At 46.8% G+C, this 18,210-nt stretch carries 14 protein-coding genes; 5 read left to right on the forward strand and 9 right to left on the reverse strand.

The window, feature by feature from the left end; translation table 11 throughout:
• Positions 1-23 precede the first annotated feature (23 nt).
• On the reverse strand, positions 24-1,100 hold the full coding sequence (locus tag ACXX53_RS07590; protein WP_458568024.1) for an ABC transporter permease: 1,077 nt from the start codon (positions 1,098-1,100) through the stop codon (positions 24-26).
• On the reverse strand, positions 1,097-1,819 hold the full coding sequence (locus tag ACXX53_RS07595) for an ABC transporter ATP-binding protein (protein WP_458568025.1): 723 nt from the start codon (positions 1,817-1,819) through the stop codon (positions 1,097-1,099). The genes ACXX53_RS07590 and ACXX53_RS07595 overlap by 4 nt, the downstream gene beginning before the upstream one ends.
• Positions 1,820-2,141: 322 nt before the next feature.
• Here ACXX53_RS07595 and ACXX53_RS07600 point away from each other — a divergent pair, with 322 nt between their 5' ends.
• The 4 genes from ACXX53_RS07600 to ACXX53_RS07615 all read left to right on the forward strand — a co-directional run bounded on the left by ACXX53_RS07600 (position 2,142) and on the right by ACXX53_RS07615 (position 8,636).
• The gene (locus tag ACXX53_RS07600; protein WP_458568026.1) at positions 2,142-3,104 is read left to right on the forward strand and encodes a helix-turn-helix domain-containing protein; all 963 of its coding nucleotides are present in this window, start codon (positions 2,142-2,144) and stop codon (positions 3,102-3,104) included.
• Positions 3,105-3,225: 121 nt separating this feature from the next.
• Positions 3,226-5,070 carry a class I mannose-6-phosphate isomerase gene (locus ACXX53_RS07605; protein ID WP_458568027.1) on the forward strand — a complete coding sequence of 615 codons (1,845 nt, stop codon included), beginning with the start codon at positions 3,226-3,228 and terminating at the stop codon, positions 5,068-5,070.
• Between the two features lie 5 nt (positions 5,071-5,075).
• Positions 5,076-6,071, forward strand: a complete 996-nt coding sequence (locus ACXX53_RS07610) for an ROK family protein (protein ID WP_458568028.1) — start codon at positions 5,076-5,078, stop codon at positions 6,069-6,071.
• Between the two features lie 54 nt (positions 6,072-6,125).
• Positions 6,126-8,636: a glycoside hydrolase family 38 N-terminal domain-containing protein gene (locus ACXX53_RS07615; RefSeq protein ID WP_458568029.1), complete on the forward strand. Its 2,511-nt coding sequence runs from the start codon at positions 6,126-6,128 to the stop codon at positions 8,634-8,636.
• Between the two features lie 67 nt (positions 8,637-8,703).
• Here ACXX53_RS07615 and ACXX53_RS07620 read toward each other — a convergent pair whose 3' ends face one another.
• Both ACXX53_RS07620 and ACXX53_RS07625 read right to left on the reverse strand, forming a co-directional pair.
• Positions 8,704-9,516, reverse strand: a complete 813-nt coding sequence (locus tag ACXX53_RS07620; RefSeq protein ID WP_458568030.1) for a class I SAM-dependent methyltransferase — start codon at positions 9,514-9,516, stop codon at positions 8,704-8,706.
• Positions 9,517-9,700: 184 nt separating this feature from the next.
• Positions 9,701-10,474 (reverse strand): DUF1836 domain-containing protein, encoded by a 774-nt coding sequence (locus tag ACXX53_RS07625; RefSeq protein WP_458568031.1) that lies wholly within the window; start codon positions 10,472-10,474, stop codon positions 9,701-9,703.
• A gap of 224 nt (positions 10,475-10,698) precedes the next feature.
• On the opposite strand from ACXX53_RS07625, the gene ACXX53_RS07630 reads away from it, so the two are divergent.
• Complete coding sequence (locus ACXX53_RS07630) at positions 10,699-12,054, forward strand: hemolysin family protein (RefSeq protein ID WP_458568367.1); 1,356 nt, start codon at positions 10,699-10,701, stop codon at positions 12,052-12,054.
• Positions 12,055-12,124: 70 nt separating this feature from the next.
• Here the strand turns inward: ACXX53_RS07630 and ACXX53_RS07635 are convergent, their stop codons facing one another.
• The 5 genes from ACXX53_RS07635 to ACXX53_RS07655 all read right to left on the reverse strand — a co-directional run bounded on the left by ACXX53_RS07635 (position 12,125) and on the right by ACXX53_RS07655 (position 18,131).
• Positions 12,125-14,071: an endonuclease MutS2 gene (locus tag ACXX53_RS07635; protein WP_458568032.1), complete on the reverse strand. Its 1,947-nt coding sequence runs from the start codon at positions 14,069-14,071 to the stop codon at positions 12,125-12,127.
• A gap of 411 nt (positions 14,072-14,482) precedes the next feature.
• Entirely contained in the window at positions 14,483-15,283 is an 801-nt protein-coding gene (locus tag ACXX53_RS07640; protein ID WP_458568033.1) for an ABC transporter ATP-binding protein, read from the reverse strand.
• Positions 15,270-16,280, reverse strand: a complete 1,011-nt coding sequence (locus ACXX53_RS07645) for an ABC transporter ATP-binding protein (protein WP_458568034.1) — start codon at positions 16,278-16,280, stop codon at positions 15,270-15,272. The genes ACXX53_RS07640 and ACXX53_RS07645 overlap by 14 nt, the downstream gene beginning before the upstream one ends.
• A 2-nt stretch (positions 16,281-16,282) precedes the next feature.
• Positions 16,283-17,119 carry an ABC transporter permease gene (locus ACXX53_RS07650; RefSeq protein ID WP_458568035.1) on the reverse strand — a complete coding sequence of 279 codons (837 nt, stop codon included), beginning with the start codon at positions 17,117-17,119 and terminating at the stop codon, positions 16,283-16,285.
• A gap of 1 nt (position 17,120) precedes the next feature.
• Positions 17,121-18,131 (reverse strand): ABC transporter permease, encoded by a 1,011-nt coding sequence (locus ACXX53_RS07655; RefSeq protein ID WP_458568036.1) that lies wholly within the window; start codon positions 18,129-18,131, stop codon positions 17,121-17,123.
• Positions 18,132-18,210: the final 79 nt, after the last annotated feature.

Below are 18,210 nucleotides of genomic sequence, written 5' to 3' on the forward strand. Positions count from 1 at the left end.
TTAGGCGTTTTCGATCTAGTGCTTTATATCTTGCGGTATTTCTTCAAGGCCAAGATGTTCATGATGATAAACAATGCTGCGAATCCGACAAGTATGAGCAGGTCCCCGCTGATATCACTGATCCCCTCGCCTTTATACATAACACCTTGCAAAGCATCACCAGCGTAATACATCGGCATAAATCTGGCTATAACCTGCAGCCAATCCGCCATCCCATCCACTGGGAATATCCCTGCGAAGAACACTTGGGGAATAGCGACGATCGGGATAAATTGAACCATCTGAAATTCTGTATTCGCAAATGCCGAGAGAAGCAGTGCCAGCGACAAAGCGACGAGCCCTAACAATAGATTAATGAGGATCACGTTCCATATGGATCCAACAAGTACGATATCCAGCACTTTCGTCGCGTATAAGACAACGATAACCGTTTGAATGACGGCAAATATTCCGTATCCAGACAAGTAACCCAACACGATCTCGCTTCTGCGGATAGGTGTAGCTACAATTCGGTCCAATGTGCCCGTTGTTCGTTCTCGAAGCAGCGATATTCCTGAGATCAGAAATACGAAGAAGAATACGAAGAATCCGACAAGCACCGGACTGACTACATCAAAGAATGATGTATCTTTATTTCCGAATACATACGCCATCTCAACATTAGGCAGCACACTGTCCGTTAAAGCTGCCGAGTTAGAACCAGCTTGAGCGGCCTGCTGCTTGGCAGCGAGCGCAGACATTGCTTGCTGAACCTTGATCTGCAGCCCTTTCGACACACTTGGATCCGCATTTTCTAGTGTTAATCGTATTCCGCTTTTGTCTATTTGTAGTATCCCGTCTAGATCATTGTCTCGTATCACTGCCGCCGCATCCTGCGGCTCAGCGATATCGACAACTTCGATATCCATTGCTTGCAATTGCTCGGTAATCATTGCATTCGAGTTGACAATACCCAGCCTAATATTTGCTGAAGAATTACCTGTAAACAGAAAGTATACTAATGTTAAGATAAGCAGCGGAGCAACCATCATGAGTGCGAGTGTGCGCTTGTCACGCAACATCTGCTGACATATCCGTTTAATTAGCGCCAGAGTTCTCATATCCGTTCACTCCCCGCTTTAATAAATACTTCTTCCAAGCTGTTGATTCCGTACTGTAGCTTCAGCTCAGCCGGTGATCCAGTCGTAATGATCTTCCCTTCACGTACCATGGCAAGACAGTCGCATCTATCAGCTTCATCCATGACATGTGTCGTTACAATGATCGTCTTCCCCTCTTGCTTCAATCTGTCAAGCTCATTCCAGATCGAAAAGCGCAATTCAGGGTCCATTCCGACTGTCGGTTCATCAAGCACAAGCACTTGCGGATCATGCACGAGTGCAATAGCTAATGATAAGCGGCGTTTCATCCCTCCGGAATAGGCTTCCACTTTCTTAGATAGGTCAGATGTCAATTGTACTAGATTGGCAACATAAGCGATGCGCTGCTTCTGCTCTTGTCGAGACAGCTGGAACAGCGATGCGAAGAAGTCTAGATTTTCCTTGCCCGTGAGCTCAGGATAGAGTGCATCGGATTGTGCCATGTATCCGACATTTTGCAGAACAGATAGATTAGGTACATCTGTTCCTAACACCGTCACTTTTCCTTTCGTCGGATTATCCATCCCCACAATAGTGCGAACGAGCGTTGTCTTACCCGCTCCAGATGGGCCGATCATGCCAAATATTTCACCGTGTTGAATCGTAAGATTCGCATTAACTAGGACTTCCTTCTTGCCATACTGCTTACTGACCTCAGAAACAATCACTGAAGCGCTCATGTGCATTCACCCCTCCAAATGAAAGTGAGTAATCACTCACTTATATTGTATTCGTTTTTGTATAAAAGTAAATGACTATTTTAAGCTAACTGCTAATCTATATATTCTTCGATTATCACCATCATATTCCTGTTACATCATCTAGAATAACCACTCCTTTCAAAGCAATGAACTTCCCTTTCCCTTGGCCGGAGTGATTGTCTCTTTCGCTTGCAGATCATCGAATCATCACATACTATAGAAGCAACACTAGAACCATTTAACTATAGCAATAGTCAAGTAAAACGGTTTCTGAATGATTAGTAATGTAGGTGAATATTAGATGGGCATGGAAATATATACTTCGTTTAAACGAGCCAACGCAATGCTCAACCGCTCAATGCTGCAATTAAGTGCGCCAGATCTTAGCTTGCGCATTCATTTTTGGGGCTTCATGCCTGAGCATTATGACAATGCACGTCATCGGCACTCCTTCTTGGAGGCCTGTTATGTGATGTCTGGGCATGGTACGTATACTGAAGGCACCGAGACATATGAAATAAAACCGGGTACCAGTTTTATTTCTAGACCTGGAATCTGGCATCAGATCAAAAGTGAGAGCGGTTTAGCCATATGCTATGTCGCGTTTGAACCAGATGAGTCAGTGTGCAGCGACTATTACCTTAACGGTTATCAGCTGCTAATGAATCATGAGAAGACCATTATATCCGATGTGAGCAATCATACAACGGGCGCTTTATGGAATGCATTAGTCGGCATGTTTAATGAGCCTTACTCTTATCCGCCTATGGCGATACAGAGCACGGCCTTGTCGCTGCTTCTATCTTTTATTCCAAACCATTCGGCTCACACAAAAGAGTCCGAGGCTGCACAAACCGTTCATGCGAGCGTCGCATTGTTTAACCAAGCTAAGCTCTTTATAGACGATAATCTAAGCGAACCGCTATCGTTGAAGCTTGTCGCGAGTCATCTCAACATATCACCGCGTCATTTAACGCGCTTATTCACCCAATACCAGCGGCAATCCTTTGTCCATTATATTCAAGAGCAGCGATGCCAGCTGGCGGCAGACCTAATTCTGAATTCAAATAGAGCCATTAAAGAGATTGCTGCCTCTTGCGGATTTGAATCCGTGCATTATTTTACACGTGTATTTACAGTTAAACTCGGTGTAGCACCTGCTAAATTTCGACGATCTCAATTCTCAGAAGGCCGCTCGGGATCCTTATCATTTCCTGATGCTCCCTCGATGCAATCTCAGAATCAGAGTCCTGACCAGAAGTAGTGGAAATTAATCACATGTCCTGATTGTACAAAAATGATTCTCCTTATTATAAATACGTTCTCCACAGCATCTTCTATAATGTGATCGTATCATGTCATAGAGAGGAGTTGTGGGGAACAACATGCAAACCTTTAACAAGCTCCCTATTAACTACATTCATGAAACCGATTCAAATAAGCTGAACATGTTTCATGGCTGGGAGAAACTATTATCCGATATTATTAGTAATTATCAGCATGCTTCTAACGGTAATCAGCCGTTTCAAGTCATCTTGGACGGTACGCACGGAGCACCATTTGATGCTTTCGTCAGCAAGCTGAATGACGCTTGCTCCCAAGCAGGCATTCCGTGTTCATCCTTCTACACTGGACAATTCACGAAAACGGAGGATGAACTTCGCGAACAATTCGCTCGTTATTTAACCGATAATCGCGCTTTCGGCTATGTGGCTGCTGATGTCAAGCCATCTGACTACTTCCGTGCAGAAGCGAAGCATGAATTGGCACAGAAGTTGCAAATGGACGCGCAAAAAGGCGGCATCCAGCTTGTATATGGACCTGGTGCGCTGTGGTTAAATGATTACTCTTATGACTTGACTTATTACGTTGATTACTCACGCGAATTACAGCAACGTCGACATAAGGAAGGAATGGGCAACTTCGGCTTCGAAGTTACCAAAGACTCCGTTGTGGCTTATAAGACCGCTTACTTCCTGGAATGGCCGGTATGGGAAACGTATCGCCGCGAATGGTTGTCCAAGTGCGCACAGGAAGATGCCAACAACGTGTTCTATATGGATCTAAATCGCGAGAACGATCCTGTATGGATGTCAATTGCTGATTTGAACTGTATGCTGCAAGCCGCAGCTAAGCAGCCGTTCCGAGTTAAGCCTTTCTTCGCACCTGGCATTTGGGGCGGGCAATACTTGAAGGAATTGTGCGACCTGCCTACTGAGTGGGCCAACTGTGCATGGAGCTTTGAACCGATCGCTCCTGAGAACACGATTCTTTTAAGTATGGGACAAGGCTATATAGAGGTACCTTTCCCGCTTCTGTTAGAAGCAGAACCAGAAGCGGTCATGGGATCGCGCAATGTTGAGCTATTCGGAGACTACTTCCCGATTCGCTTTGACTACTTAGATACGATTGGCGGAAGCAATCTATCTCTGCAAGTTCATCCTCGACAAGAATATGCAGAGAATGTATTCAATCAACACATGACACAGCAGGAATCGTATTACATTATGGAACAAAAGCCGGATGCCAAGGTATATCTTGGCTTGCAGAACGGCGTAAGCGGTCAACAGCTATTAGATGCTGTCGATGCTTCTCATGCTCAACAAGTACCGCTTGATATGAACGCTTATGTAAGCGAATGGACTGCGAATAAAGGTGATCTGTACTTGATCCCACCTGGAACGGTACATTGTTCCGGATCCGGCAATATGGTGTTGGAGATCTCGTCGACAACCTGGTGGTTTACTTTCAAGATCTATGACTATCTGCGCCTGGATGCCGATGGCTTGCCTCGTCCAATCAACCGTGATCATGCTTCGCAAAACATTAATGACGAGATGAATGAGACAGCTGCGAAAAAAGGCATGATCCAACAGCCAGTTGTACACAAAACTCAAGGAGCGAATCATGAAGATATCATCGGTCATCGTGATGACCTGCTGTTCCAGGTTCGCCGACTTCATCTGAAGGATAGCTGGATAGATGATACCGCGGGTGAATTCGTTATGTACAATCTGGTTGAAGGACAGCGCGTGCGGCTCGTTCCAGAATCGAACGAAGCAGCTGCTGTAGAATGGGGTTATGCTGAGGCGTATATTGTGCCTGCTAGTGTAGGCCGCTATCGCCTTGAAAGTGTAAACGGCGAGCCGTGTACCCTGGTCCGTGCTAACGTATCCCCTGATTGGGATACGCCGCTTCTGCCCCACAATTGGCATCCGCGGAAGGGATGATGCGTATGGAGCATCAAGGGTTAACACCAGATCCATCGCATAATCTCAATTTAAACAGCGACTCTGGAAGAATGATCACCATCGCGATTGATGCTGGAGGTACTTATCTGAAGGCGGCCCTGCTCGAGAATCGCCAACTACTTGCGGCTCCTAGGCTAACCCAGCCTTCATATTCGGATCTGTCGTCACACGAGATCATCCTCGGTTTTGCTGATGTGAGTGAATTGTTACTCAACGAGTATTGTGCTGTTAGTGCTCCACTCGACACAAGTCTAGACGAAGTTCGAATCGGCTTTGCCTTCCCTGGACCGTTCGATTACCCTGAAGGGATCGCACTTCTGCAAGGCATGGGCAAGTATGACAGCTTGTATGGAATGCGCGTTGGGGATCTGCTGAAGCAGGAGCTTGCGCGAAGAGCTTCTCTTCCGCAGGCTAAGCCGTGGGCTCCCCTGCTTGCAGAGGCAAGCATCGTTTTTGAAAACGATGCCACTGCGTTCGCCCTTGGCGTCAGCCTGCAATACCCTGCCGAGCGGCTGATCTGCCTCACGCTCGGCACAGGGCTTGGCTCATCGTTCATCGATTGCGGCACCATCATCGCGGGTCAGCGCGGTGTGCCGCAAAACGGGATGTTGTACGCTGAGCCTTATCGCGGAGCGCCAGCCGATGACCAATTCGGCCGACGCGGGATTCTCGCTATGGCCGCTGCCCATGGTCTGCGGCCTGGCGAATTGGATGTGCGCGGCCTAGCGATAGCCGCGCAATCGGGCGACACGAATGCGGTCGCTTTATTCCGTGACTATGGTCAGCGGCTAGGTGACTTTCTGAAGCCTTATGCTGCGGCATTTCAACCCGCTCGCATCCTTCTTGGCGGTCAGATTGCCAAGAGCTTCGATTTGTGGGCAGCCGATATGCGCGCAGCAATTGGTATGGAAGCCCTTTCTATCTCTCCGATATTAGATGAGATGGAGCAGGTATATCTCGGCATTGATCAACTATACTGATTTCCAGCAATACTAAATATGCATTTATACTATGAATATAAGGGGTTTTCTTCAATGTCCTTGAACCAAACTAAAGTGGTTAAGCCGTCTCGTCCTTGGACAATCTACGTTATTCATCATTCTCACACGGACATCGGTTATACCGAGCGGCAAGAGAAGATTGAGCAATACCATGTAGACTTCATTCGCCAAGCAGTTCGAATCGCTGACGCTGGGCATCGCGGGGAGAAGACAGAGTGGAAGCCATTCCGCTGGACATGTGAAACATTCTGGGCAGTTGAGCGCTTCCTGGAGCAAGCGACTAGCGAAGAGAAAGCCCTGTTTGAGCAGGCTATTCTACGCGGCGACATCGAGCTTTCAGGCACTTATCTGAATATGACAGAGCTGCCAGACATTGATCTGCTCAATCGCAATCACGGCTTGGCTCAGAAGTATGCTCAATCCTTCGGTCATCAGATCGACAGCGCGATGACAGCCGACATTAACGGATATGGTTGGGGCTATGCTTCCAGTTTGCTCCGCAATCAGATCAAACATCTGTTCAGCTGTATCCATACTCATCACGGCATGTATGCGATTGGGCGCAAGCAAACGCCGTTCTGGTGGGAAACACCTGAAGGTGAACGCCTCCTCGTCTGGAACGGAGAGCATTACATGATTGGTAATGAACTCGGCATTTGCCCGAACGCATTGGGCAAATACATGATCAAGGATGAGATCAAGCATGTGCTCATGGAATCGGAAGAGCGTCATCTTGAGGTCGCTGAGACGCGCATGAACCGCTACCTCTGGAATCTAGAACAGGAGCAATATCCTTATGACTTCGTACCTGTGATGTTGTCCGGTCTCGGAACAGACAATGCATCTCCAAACGCGCGCATCGCCGAATGGATCGCGGAGTGGAATAAGGAGCATGGCACAGAGATTCGCGTTGAACAGACGACGCTGTCTCAGTTCTTCGCCCGATTGAAGCAGGAGGACTTGTCCGAACTGCCTGTACATCGTGGCGACTGGCCTGACTGGTGGTCTGACGGTGCGGCTTCTACAGCTATGCATACTCAAATGTATCGTGACGCGCAGCGCACACTGCGTAAAGTAAAACGCCTTGATCCTAATGCTGAAGTAGTGAGTCCTGCTGAATTGGACGATACTGCAAATGCATTAACGATGTATGCGGAACATACTTGGGGCTATCATAGCTCGATCGGCGAACCATGGCATCCGCAAGTACAGATGCTTGAGATCCGCAAGCAAGCGTATGCTTCCAAAGCAAGTGAGCTTGCCCATCGCGCACTCGATAAGGTGCTTCTGGCTCGCAACGGCTCAACTCTGTATCCAGAGCGCGCGCTGCGCTACGAGGTTATTAACACAGAGCCTGGCACTGCTGTTCAGCATGCCACATTGAATCTCGACGGCTGGGAACATACGATGATTGAGAACGGGTTTAGTGTCATCGACGAGACGACTGGAGCAGAATTACCGTACCAGATGAAGAACACGCATTCGATTGTCGTCGAATTGACTCTAGCACCGAACGAAGCACGTACGCTTCAACTCGTACCGAATAAGGATAAAGCTAGTTCCATGTCTCAAGGGCATATGTTCACGACGTCCAATACCGTTCTCATCGGCGCTGATGGTGTACAAGATATGCAGGATATGATCAGCACGAAGACGGATGATCAAGGGATCACGATCAAATCGAGCTCGATCGAATCCAAATATGTGCGAATCGAATGGTTGGCTGGTGAAGGAATTACCGCATGGATCGATAAGACAGAACAGCGTGACTTGTTAGATGTAGACCGCAATTATGCTGCGTTCTCGCCTATCTACGAGCTAACACCTGTTATTGACGATCGTGATCCTGTACAAGTATGGTCCGCTCGCGCACGAATGGGACGCAATCGCAAAGGCATCAATGTCCAGCGAGATGTCGGTCGCCTCACTCGGGTAAGAACGCTCGAGAAAGGTTCATTGTACGCTACTATGGAGCTTCAGTATGAAGTTAAAGGGATGAGCTACTACGCTCTCTTTATCAAGGTTTATGCGAATAAGCCTCGTGTCGAAGTATCCGTTCGTTTGCATAAAGACAGTGTATGGATGCCGGAAAATGTGTACGTTGCTCTTCCATTCACACAAGGCGAACAGTCCGAATTGTTCGTAGAGAAAGCAGGAGCGCTTGTTAGACCGTGGAAGGACCAGATTCCTGGTACCTGCCTTGATTATAGCGCTGTTCAGGAAGGAATATTCTGGCGTTCCGCAGCTGACCAACGCGTATTGGCGCTCTCGATGACCGATACACCGCTGCTTCAGCTTGGAACTCTAGAGCACACCCAACGCTATGTTCATACCCAGCAGCCTGAGGATCTGAAGCCAGAAACTTACGCATGGATTCTCACAAACTATTGGGAAACGAACTTCAAAGCGACTCTAGGCGGATTCTACGAGTTCAGATATGCAGTAGAGATGCTGCAGCCTGCTAGCGAAGAACAAGCGCTGCATGCCCTTCATGCCTCAACTGGCGGTTTCACCGTTCATCGGGTCAATGGCATTTCAAACTAATTAATCATTTTCCAATATAAAGGGGATGTCTCATAAGTCGATTATACGGCTTGTGAGACATCCCTTTTTATTTCTTTCTTCCAATATAGAGCAAGTGGGAGGATACTCCGAGCAGATGCGGATCTGAGGACGATTCATAGATCAATTCCATCAATTGTTGAAATGCCTCTTCTCCTTGTTCCCGCCAGTAATTCCAATTATCTTCTGACATACGCCCAGCGATGCTGCTTGATCCTATTAAGTCCAATGTCTCAAACCCGCAGCTTTCCATAAAGGGCTTAATATCATCAATATGATAATAATAAGCTCCAGTAAATCGTCCCTCATCCTCATGATTGAAGCAACCATTATCCATGAAAGATGTTATAGCATCCATACGATCAAGCGGCTTCCACATCTTCGGAAACATCAACGCATTCTGCAGTTTTCGAATCCTAGAAATGAAGGCAACATAGACGACGCCGTTCATTTTCGTTACACGATATAATTCTCTTACGGCAGCAATCTGATCCACTTCTGTTTGCAAGTGATACATAGGACCGAGCATCAGAGAAGCGTCGAACTGTTCGCTCGGTAGTTCTTGCAAGTCCCGGGCATCAAGAGCATAAAAACCATCAAACTGGTTGATGAGCCCTATTTCATTTGCCTTATCAAGAGCATGATCTACTAATCTTGGTGTCAAGTCCGTCAAGGTTACTTGATAGCCTAGTTTAGCAAGTTCCATTGAATATTTACCTGGACCTGCTCCATTGTCTAACACCTTGCCGACTGTCGGGAGGTGCTTCTTGATATGGTGCCAGTTGACCATGAATTCAAGAGGTTCGCGATCAAGCCTGCCCCATTCATCAAATGTAGAGTAATAACGAATCACTTGTTCCATTTTCATAACGCCTCCCTAGAAATGTAAATTCCTCAGATTATACATGAACATCCAGACTTATACAACAATAAATTAAAACAAAAGAAGAGCACTAACCAAGCTTACACCTGGACAGCACTCTTCCCTTCGAGACGCAAAGGTCACAAACAGCTCGTGACAAGGATAGCATTTTTCAGTAATTTGACTAAAAATCAAGAAATACCGTTGCATTATAGTATCTTTTGGTTACCGCCTGCAGATACGATGTCTGTACCGATAACGCAGCGATTACAAGCACGTTGTTCACGACCTTCTGCTGAGATTTCGTGATATAGGGCATATTCTGCGTTATGCGATCCGCGTAACTCTGTACTTCGCTCTCAAGCAGTGAATCTTGCGATGCCGTAACAGAAGCTTGTCCTGCACTCTCGGATACTTGGTTATGATTTGCATCCAACTCTTCAAACATAGTAGTATACGTATAATAGAATTGAACTGGTTCAATCCATTCGGATGAAGTGTGGTTCGGTTCCTGAGGAAAGAACAGGGCTTGAAACAGTTTGCGTATCGATATGAAATCTAGGTTGATCTTCAGGTCATCGATGATATACAGCAGCGCCGCCTGATTGATCGAATATTTCCTGCCTTCCTTAATCGAATCAAACATATCCTTGAAGTCTCTCTTTACCCAATTCTGGATCGACGTAATAGAGAGATTCGAATGCTCGACTAAGTGGCCTAGATCGGCTATTTCATGCAGCGAGAAGCCATTAAATTTGCTGCCTTGGATGATCTTCTCTATGATATGCGGTACCTCAGTTGATAAAAATGCAGGAAGCGAACCGCCCGTCCTATAAGCCTGTTGATGATGCTCGGTCCACGCTCGTTGTAGTATGGATATGGGAGTCTGATCGTGAGTTCCTTGCAATGACAGCAATAATGATGATATCTCTCTGCGGGTAAGCGTAAAGGATTCCAATAGGCTTCCCTCCTTACACAAATTACAAGTTCTTATGAACTCTATCATAGCATCGACCAAAATTGCTTGTAAAGGCAAGAGATATGAAGAAAAAGCAGGTTCTTACGATCAATACGTGCGTTTATGAGGCTACAATGAACATAAATGCTCAAGCAATTCATTTGAATAATTCAGAATTAGTTCGTAGAATTAGTTCATATGAACCTAATTTTAAGAGTAAAGGGATGGTAGACGAATTTATGGACAGTGACAGTAGTATATGGTTGAATTTATTTATAGTAGCAGTATTAATTGTGTTAACCGCTTTCTTTGTAGCAACCGAGTTTGCAATCGTTAAACTCCGCTCCAGTCGAGTGGATCAGTTAGTGCTTGAAGGACGAAAGAATGCCCTCGCGGTTCAACGTGTAACGAGCAATCTGGATGGATATTTATCAGCTTGTCAGTTGGGTATTACGATTACAGCGTTGGGTCTTGGCTGGTTAGGAGAGCCTACAGTAGCGAAAATTCTTGATCCACTTTTCGCTAGTATGAACATTCCAACTGAGATCAGCACAGTACTTTCTTTTGTGATCGCCTTCGCCTCCGTGACGTTCTTGCACGTCGTGATTGGAGAGCTGGCGCCTAAGACAGTCGCTATTCAGAAAGCAGAAGCAATCAGTTTATTTACTGCTAAGCCGATTATCTATTTCTACAAAGTCATGTATCCATTCATTTGGGTTCTGAACGGCTCTGCCAACTTGATTGTTCGTATCTTCGGCATGAAACCAGCGAATGAACATGAAGAAGCACACTCGCAAGAAGAAATTCAGATTATATTATCTGAAAGCTACCAGAGCGGTATGATTAATAATACCGAGTATGGATACGTAAGTCGTATCTTTGCATTTGACGAAATGTTAGCTAAAGAGATTATGGTACCACGCATGGACATGGTATGTTTATATACAAATAATTCGCTTGTTGAAAATATGGCCATCATTCGCAGAGAGCAGTACACTCGCTTCCCTGTCGCAACCGGGAGCAAAGATAACATCGTCGGTATGATCAACACGAAGCAGTTGTTCTTGGAATATGATAATAATCCAAGCTTCGACTTTAAGCATTTAGTTCATTCCATATTAACGGTTCCGGAAGTCATTCCGGTCAAATCTTTGTTGAAACGCATGCAGCAGGAGCAGGTTCATATCGCGCTCTTGGTTGATGAATACGGCGGCACTTCCGGTATCATCACGATTGAAGATATATTGGAAGAGATCGTCGGTGAGATTCGTGATGAATTCGACTCTGATGAACGAAAAGACATCGAGAAGCTGAACGATAACAGCTATCTGTTCGATGGCAAAGTTCCACTGCACGAGTTCTGTGACATAACAGGTCTTGATCTTGGAGATGAAGAAGTAGATACCGTCGGCGGTTGGGTATTTAGTCAGAAACATGATGCGAAGCTTGGCACCGAGATTCAATATGATCATGTAAAGATCATCATTCGGGATATGAGTAAGAATCGCATTCGGAGAATCGAAGTCATCATACTTGACAGTGAGCCTGCACCTTCACCAGAGATGACAGCAGAATTGTAATCAAAATAACCTTCAACACCACGCTGGGACTTAACCCGTTTACGTGTGTTGAAGGTTTTTTTCGCTTGCTCTATCTATCCTCTTTCTGACGAACAATCGACAGTCCCTCAACATGTTTACGCTGCATGAGCTTCTTCTTCTTGCGATTCTCCTTCGTCTCAAAGATGATATCGAAGTCGTAATCCTCTGGATACAGCTCCTTCTTCTCGATATAGACCGTTAACCTCTTCTGATTAATCCAATATTTCTGTTTCTGAATCATGACTCCAACATTGCCGCGATTGTCCGCTAATTCAAATACGATTCCTGTTCGTTTCAAATAAGCGACATAAACACAATCCCCGATCTCGAGCTGCTTTACCGCTTCTGTCAAAGCCTCATCTTCAGCTTTTTCTCCCTGCTCATTCGTACTTTTCGGAGCAATCGGATGCTTGCTGTTCTCATAAGGCTGAACCTCAGGCACCAAATGATCAAGGCTGCCTTGCTCTCCCCCTCTGCTCTTCGCAATCTCCTCACTGCGGCGTATGATATCTGCCGATATCCCTAGACTCTGCGCGATCAAGAATGCGTAGCTGTGACCCGCTTCGCCGATGCGCAGCTTATACCGCGGCTTCAACGTATCGGCATCGAATTCCATCCGCGCATTCTCGAAACCTGGCGCGATGCTTGCAAAGTGTTTAATCTCATTATAATGGGTTGTCGCAGCTACGGTTGCACCCTTGCGATACAGCTCTTCCAGCATCGCGATGGACAATGCCACTCCCTCTCCTGGATCAGTTCCGGACGCCATCTCATCAATAAGCACCATTGTTGACGCATTCGCCATCTTCAAGATGTCAATCATATTGCGAATATGCGCGGAAAATGTACTCAATGAATGCTCGATGCTCTGCTCGTCACCGATATCGGCATATACTTGCGTAAACACCGAGAGCATGCTCTCTTTCTTCAGCGGCACAAGCAGCCCGGATTGAACCATCAAGGTCAGCAGGCCTACCGTTTTCAGCGCCACCGTTTTCCCACCGGTATTCGGTCCCGTTATGATCAAGGTTTTATACTTCGAGCCGATCTGGAAGTCGAGCGGCACTGTTCTACTTCCGAGCAGCGGATGCGTCCCGCCTTGAATATTGACAACCCCTTGATCATTAAGCTGAACCGGATTGCCGCCTATCGCATGCGAATACTTCGCCTTCGCGAACAAGAAGTCATAGGCGCCGACCGTCTCTACGTTAAGAAGCAGCTCATGCTGCGATTGCTCCGCAAGCTCCGTCAGATAGCCCAGAATCTTTAGCTCTTCTCTGCCCTCATCCGAACGCAGCGCGATCAGCTCATGCTGCAGCTGCGCAATCTCGCTCGGCTCGATGTAGACCGTCTGGCCGCTGGACGATTCATCCAGCACACTGCCATTTACGAGCTTGCGATGCTCCTTCTTGATCGGCAGCACATAGCGGTCACCGCGCAAGCTCACAAGATGCTCCTGCATAATGCTGCGGTTCTTCGATAGCAGCGTTTGAATTCGGCTCTTAACGCGATCTTCGATAATCGCCATCTTCTTGCGCACCTTGTTCAGCTCTTTGCTGGCGGCATCCGTGACTCTCCCATTGCGCAGGCATCGCTCAATCTCCGACTTTAACGAAGTCAGCTCATGCATGGATGATGCGTAGCTGCTGACGACTGGCGCCAGCTGCGCCTTGGAAGCCATGTACTTCTTCAATTGCGTGCAGTTGTTCAGAAACATATACAGATTCGAGAAGTCCTGCTCGCTGAATATATACCCCGTACCTAACAAGTCAAGAATCGTATCGATGCCTTGAAGCGAAGGAATCGGCACGCTAGCCCCATACTTCAGAATCGCCGTCGCCTCAGTCGTTTCATCAAGAGCATGCTGTACCGACTTCAGCTGAGTCAACGGCTGCATCTGTTCAATATGCTGTCTGCCCGCATAAGAGAGCGCATAGTTCATTACCTTTTCTTTCACTTTGTCATATTCCAATCGTTGCAATGTACGTTGATCCAATGTGATCACTCCTTCATGAGAATAAAAAAAAGGCAAAGAATAACGTTTACCGTCATTCTTTGCCTTGAAATATTCCTGCTATCAACCCGTACAAATAAAAAACCGTGCTGAAGACAGCACGGATGACGGGCGCATAGACAAGATCTTATCTAGGGCATTAATGGATATCCGCTGTTCTTAACTAAATTCGCAAGAACTGTTTACACGTACAACAAATAAACGTCTAAAGACGCAAATTTGAAAACAAATGCATAACAGAATCTCGCTATTGAATTGATTAGTTAAGAACGTTCACCGACATCAAAAACTCTCCCTTAATTCAGATAAGCTTATTATATGTAAATTACTGCCGTAAAGTCAATTCAGCATTTCACCATGTTCAGCCCTAAGCTAAACTTTCACCTTCAACTTTTATGCCAAGTCCCATTCTTCATGAATCTTCGGCACATCGGAGATTAACTGCTTGGTATAGCGCTTCTGCGGATTCATAATGACATCCTCCGCACTGCCGCTCTCTACTACTTTGCCCTTTTCCATGATGTAGATCGAATCGCTCACATAATAAGCCAGACCCACATCATGGGTGATGAAGATAATCGTCATCTGATTATCTTCTCGCAGCTTCATCAGCATATCCAGAATGGTTGATCGCGAACAGGCATCAACCATCGACGTGGGCTCGTCGGCGATCAACACCTTGGGATGAAGGATGAAGATGCGCGCGATCATCAGTCTCTGCATCTGCCCGCCTGACAGCTCAAAAGGATACTTATTGTGAAGCTCCTCATACTTGAGATTGACGAACGAACAAGCCTCCTTCAGCTTGTGCAGCTGCTCCTCTTTCGTTAGCTTTAGCCCCTGGAGCTTAATACAGTCGAGCAGCAGCTTATCCACCTTATGAAAGATGTTGAACGACGAGAACGGGTCTTGAAAGATTGCTTGAATGTCCTTCCAGTACTTCTTGCGATCCGCATGCTTGTTGAGGAGTCTTGGCTTGCCCTTATATTCAATGCTGCCGCTTGTTTCCTTCAGCAGACCCATAATGATCTTGGCCAGCGTCGTCTTGCCGCTTCCACTCTCGCCTACGATCGAGACAATCTCTCCTTCATGGAACTGAAAGTCAACTTCGCTGACCGCGAGCGTTTTCTGCTTGCCATAGCCGAATGTTTTCGATATTTTATTCCCGCTGATCAATACGTTATTGCTCCTCAATGTTATACCACTCCCTCAGCGTATCCTTATCGAAGAGACATCGATAGCTTCGATTGTCATCCAGCTTCAGCCCGATCTTCGCTTCTCTACATTCAGATCGCGCATACATGCAGCGATCTGCGAATCGACAGCCATCAATCTTGAGCTTGAGGTTAGGCGGAGCTCCTGGAATCGCTGTCAGCTTATTACCCTTCATCCCTGCTTCCGGAACGATGATAGATCCCATCAGCTTCTTCGTGTAGGGATGCAACGGGTCAAATATCATCTGCTTCGCTGTGCCATGCTCAACGATCTCGCCCGCGTACATGACCATAATGTCATCCGTCACATGGTATAAGAGCGGCAGCTCGTGTGTGATGAAGACGAGCGACTTAATGAACTTCCGGTCCAGAAGCTCCTTCAGCAGCTTAATGACCGCTTTCTGCGAAGTCACATCGAGCGCTGAAGTAGGCTCATCCGCGATCAGTACCTTAGGATTCAGTATCGTCGATATCGCGATAACCGTTCGCTGCTTCATTCCGCCAGACAGCTCATTTGGGAAGGAATTGAGCACTTTAGTAGATAGATTAAGCGCTTCGAATCGCTCCGCGGCCATCTCCCACACCTGTTTCCTTGTCAGCTCAGGCTGATGCTCCTTCATGATATCCTCGATGAAGCGGATAATCTTCTGCGTCGGATTCAGTGCATTCATCGCGGCTTGCGGAATATAAGCGATCTCTCGGCCAAGCACTTGCGTCCGCAAACGCTCCTTATCCAGCTTCATAATGTCTACTCCATCAATGGCAATGGAGCCGCTGTTGTAATGCAGCGGTGGAAAGTAATACCCCATCAGGCTCAAAGCCAACGTTGACTTGCCGCAGCCGGATTCTCCGGCAATCCCAAGTGTTCTTCCCTCTTCCAATACGAAGTCAACACCGTCCACCGCAAACACATTTTCCTTATGCCGGGTTCGATAATAGGTCTTTAAACCGTTCACTTCCAATATCGCTTTGCTCATAATTAGCTCCTTATCTTTGGATTAAAGATTTCATCCATTCCGGTATTCATGAGAAATAGCGAGAACGTAATAATGGCAATCGACATCGCGGCAGGTATAAACGCCCACCATGCTCCCGCAACAGGCGCCTCAAACACTAAAGCCCAGTTCATCAATATGCCAAGCGAGATCGTATTGTACGGCCCTAGTCCGAGCATCGAGATCGATGCTTCAGACAGTATGCCAGACGCCGTCTGCAGCACAAATGCCATCACAATGTATGACCCGATGTACGGAAGAATTTCAAATGTAATAATTCTCGGGGTATTGTGGCCTGATATTTTCGCGATGTTGACGTGATCCCTGTTCCGCAGCGATATCGTCTGCGCGCGCACCGCTCGCGCCGTCCATGGCCAGCTCGTGATGCCGATAATGATCGCCGTGACGAGTGAGCTTCGGGAATCGATACTGACAGAGATCAGAATCAGAATGATGAAGGAAGGGATAACGATAAAAATGTTTGTCACCGCAGTAAGTAGATTATCAATCAATCCTCCGAGGTAGCCTGAGCATAAGCCAATGATGAGACCAATCACAGTGGCACATACTCCAGCAATCAGACCGACCTTTATCGAGGTTTTGATCCCATAGACCAATTCCAGAAACACATCGCGGCCAAAGTTATCAGACCCAAGCATCATGTCACCATTAGGCGGTTGAAAAGCGAGCGCGATCATTTCCAGCGGGTCATTCGTATTGATCAGCGGGTATACGGTGACAAATCCGAACATCACAAGAAGCACAACAGTCCCGATAACAAACTTCGGCGATCTCAATAAGATACGGATGGAATGACTCATATCAGCGTTCCTCCATTTGCGCAGCCTTGATTCTTGGATCGATGAAGCCATATAGAATCTCAATCGCAAAGTTTGCGAGCAGCACAGCAATTGCGATTAACAGCGTGCAGCCCGATATTAACGGATAGTCTAATTGACGAATCGCTGTAAACAGCCACGTTCCGATGCCCGGATAACTAAACACAATCTCCGCGATCAAAGATCCACCTACCATCGTACCGATGGATAGTGCCAGACCTGTAATTTGCGGCAGCATCGCATTTTTGAACACATAGCCTGCAACCTTCGAATCCCGAATGCCGAGCAGCTTGCTGTAAAGCACATAATCGGAATTCAACTCATAGATAGACATCTCGCGCATGCCAATGGCCTGACCACCGATCGTAACGAAAACAATCGATAGAAATGGCAGCGTATGATGACGCAGAACAGAGCCGATGAATTCCCAGCTGAGCTGAGGCACCATCTGATAGTCATAGCCGCCGGACAGCGGGAACCATTTTAGCGTAAGACCGAAGATGAACAGCATAATGATGGCTAATGTGAAAAATGGGACCGAGTTGACAAACAGCGCGGCTGGAAAGATCACTTTGTCGTAAATCCCCTTCTTATAAGCGGCTACCGCCCCCAGAATGTTGCCCAGTATCCATCCAACTAGAATAGCCGGCAGCTGCAGTGCCACTGTCCACGGTACAGCGGAGGCGAGTATGTCCGTTACTTTCTTCGGGTATAGACCGAATGAGGTGCCTAGATCGCCTGTAAATAGGTTCTTCAGATAAATGAGATATTGAGTACCGATCGGCTTATCTACGCCAAATTCTTGAATGAACGTTTCATATACTCGCTTGATCGTGTCGCTGTCTGTCATCCCTGCTGTCATTTTCGTGACGATAATACTGACCGGGTTGCCCTCGATCATGCGCGGCAATATAAAGTTCAGGCTGATAGCAATCATGAACGTTAGAAAGTACCATAGAAACTTCTTAATGAAATATTTGGAATAGGCATTCAAATTCAACACTCCTCCGGATCGTAGATTAGCGGCTGTCGCAGATTGTGTGACAAAAAGGCCTATATCTGGGGAAGCTCAG

The sequence above is a fragment of the Paenibacillus marinisediminis genome (assembly GCF_054343325.1).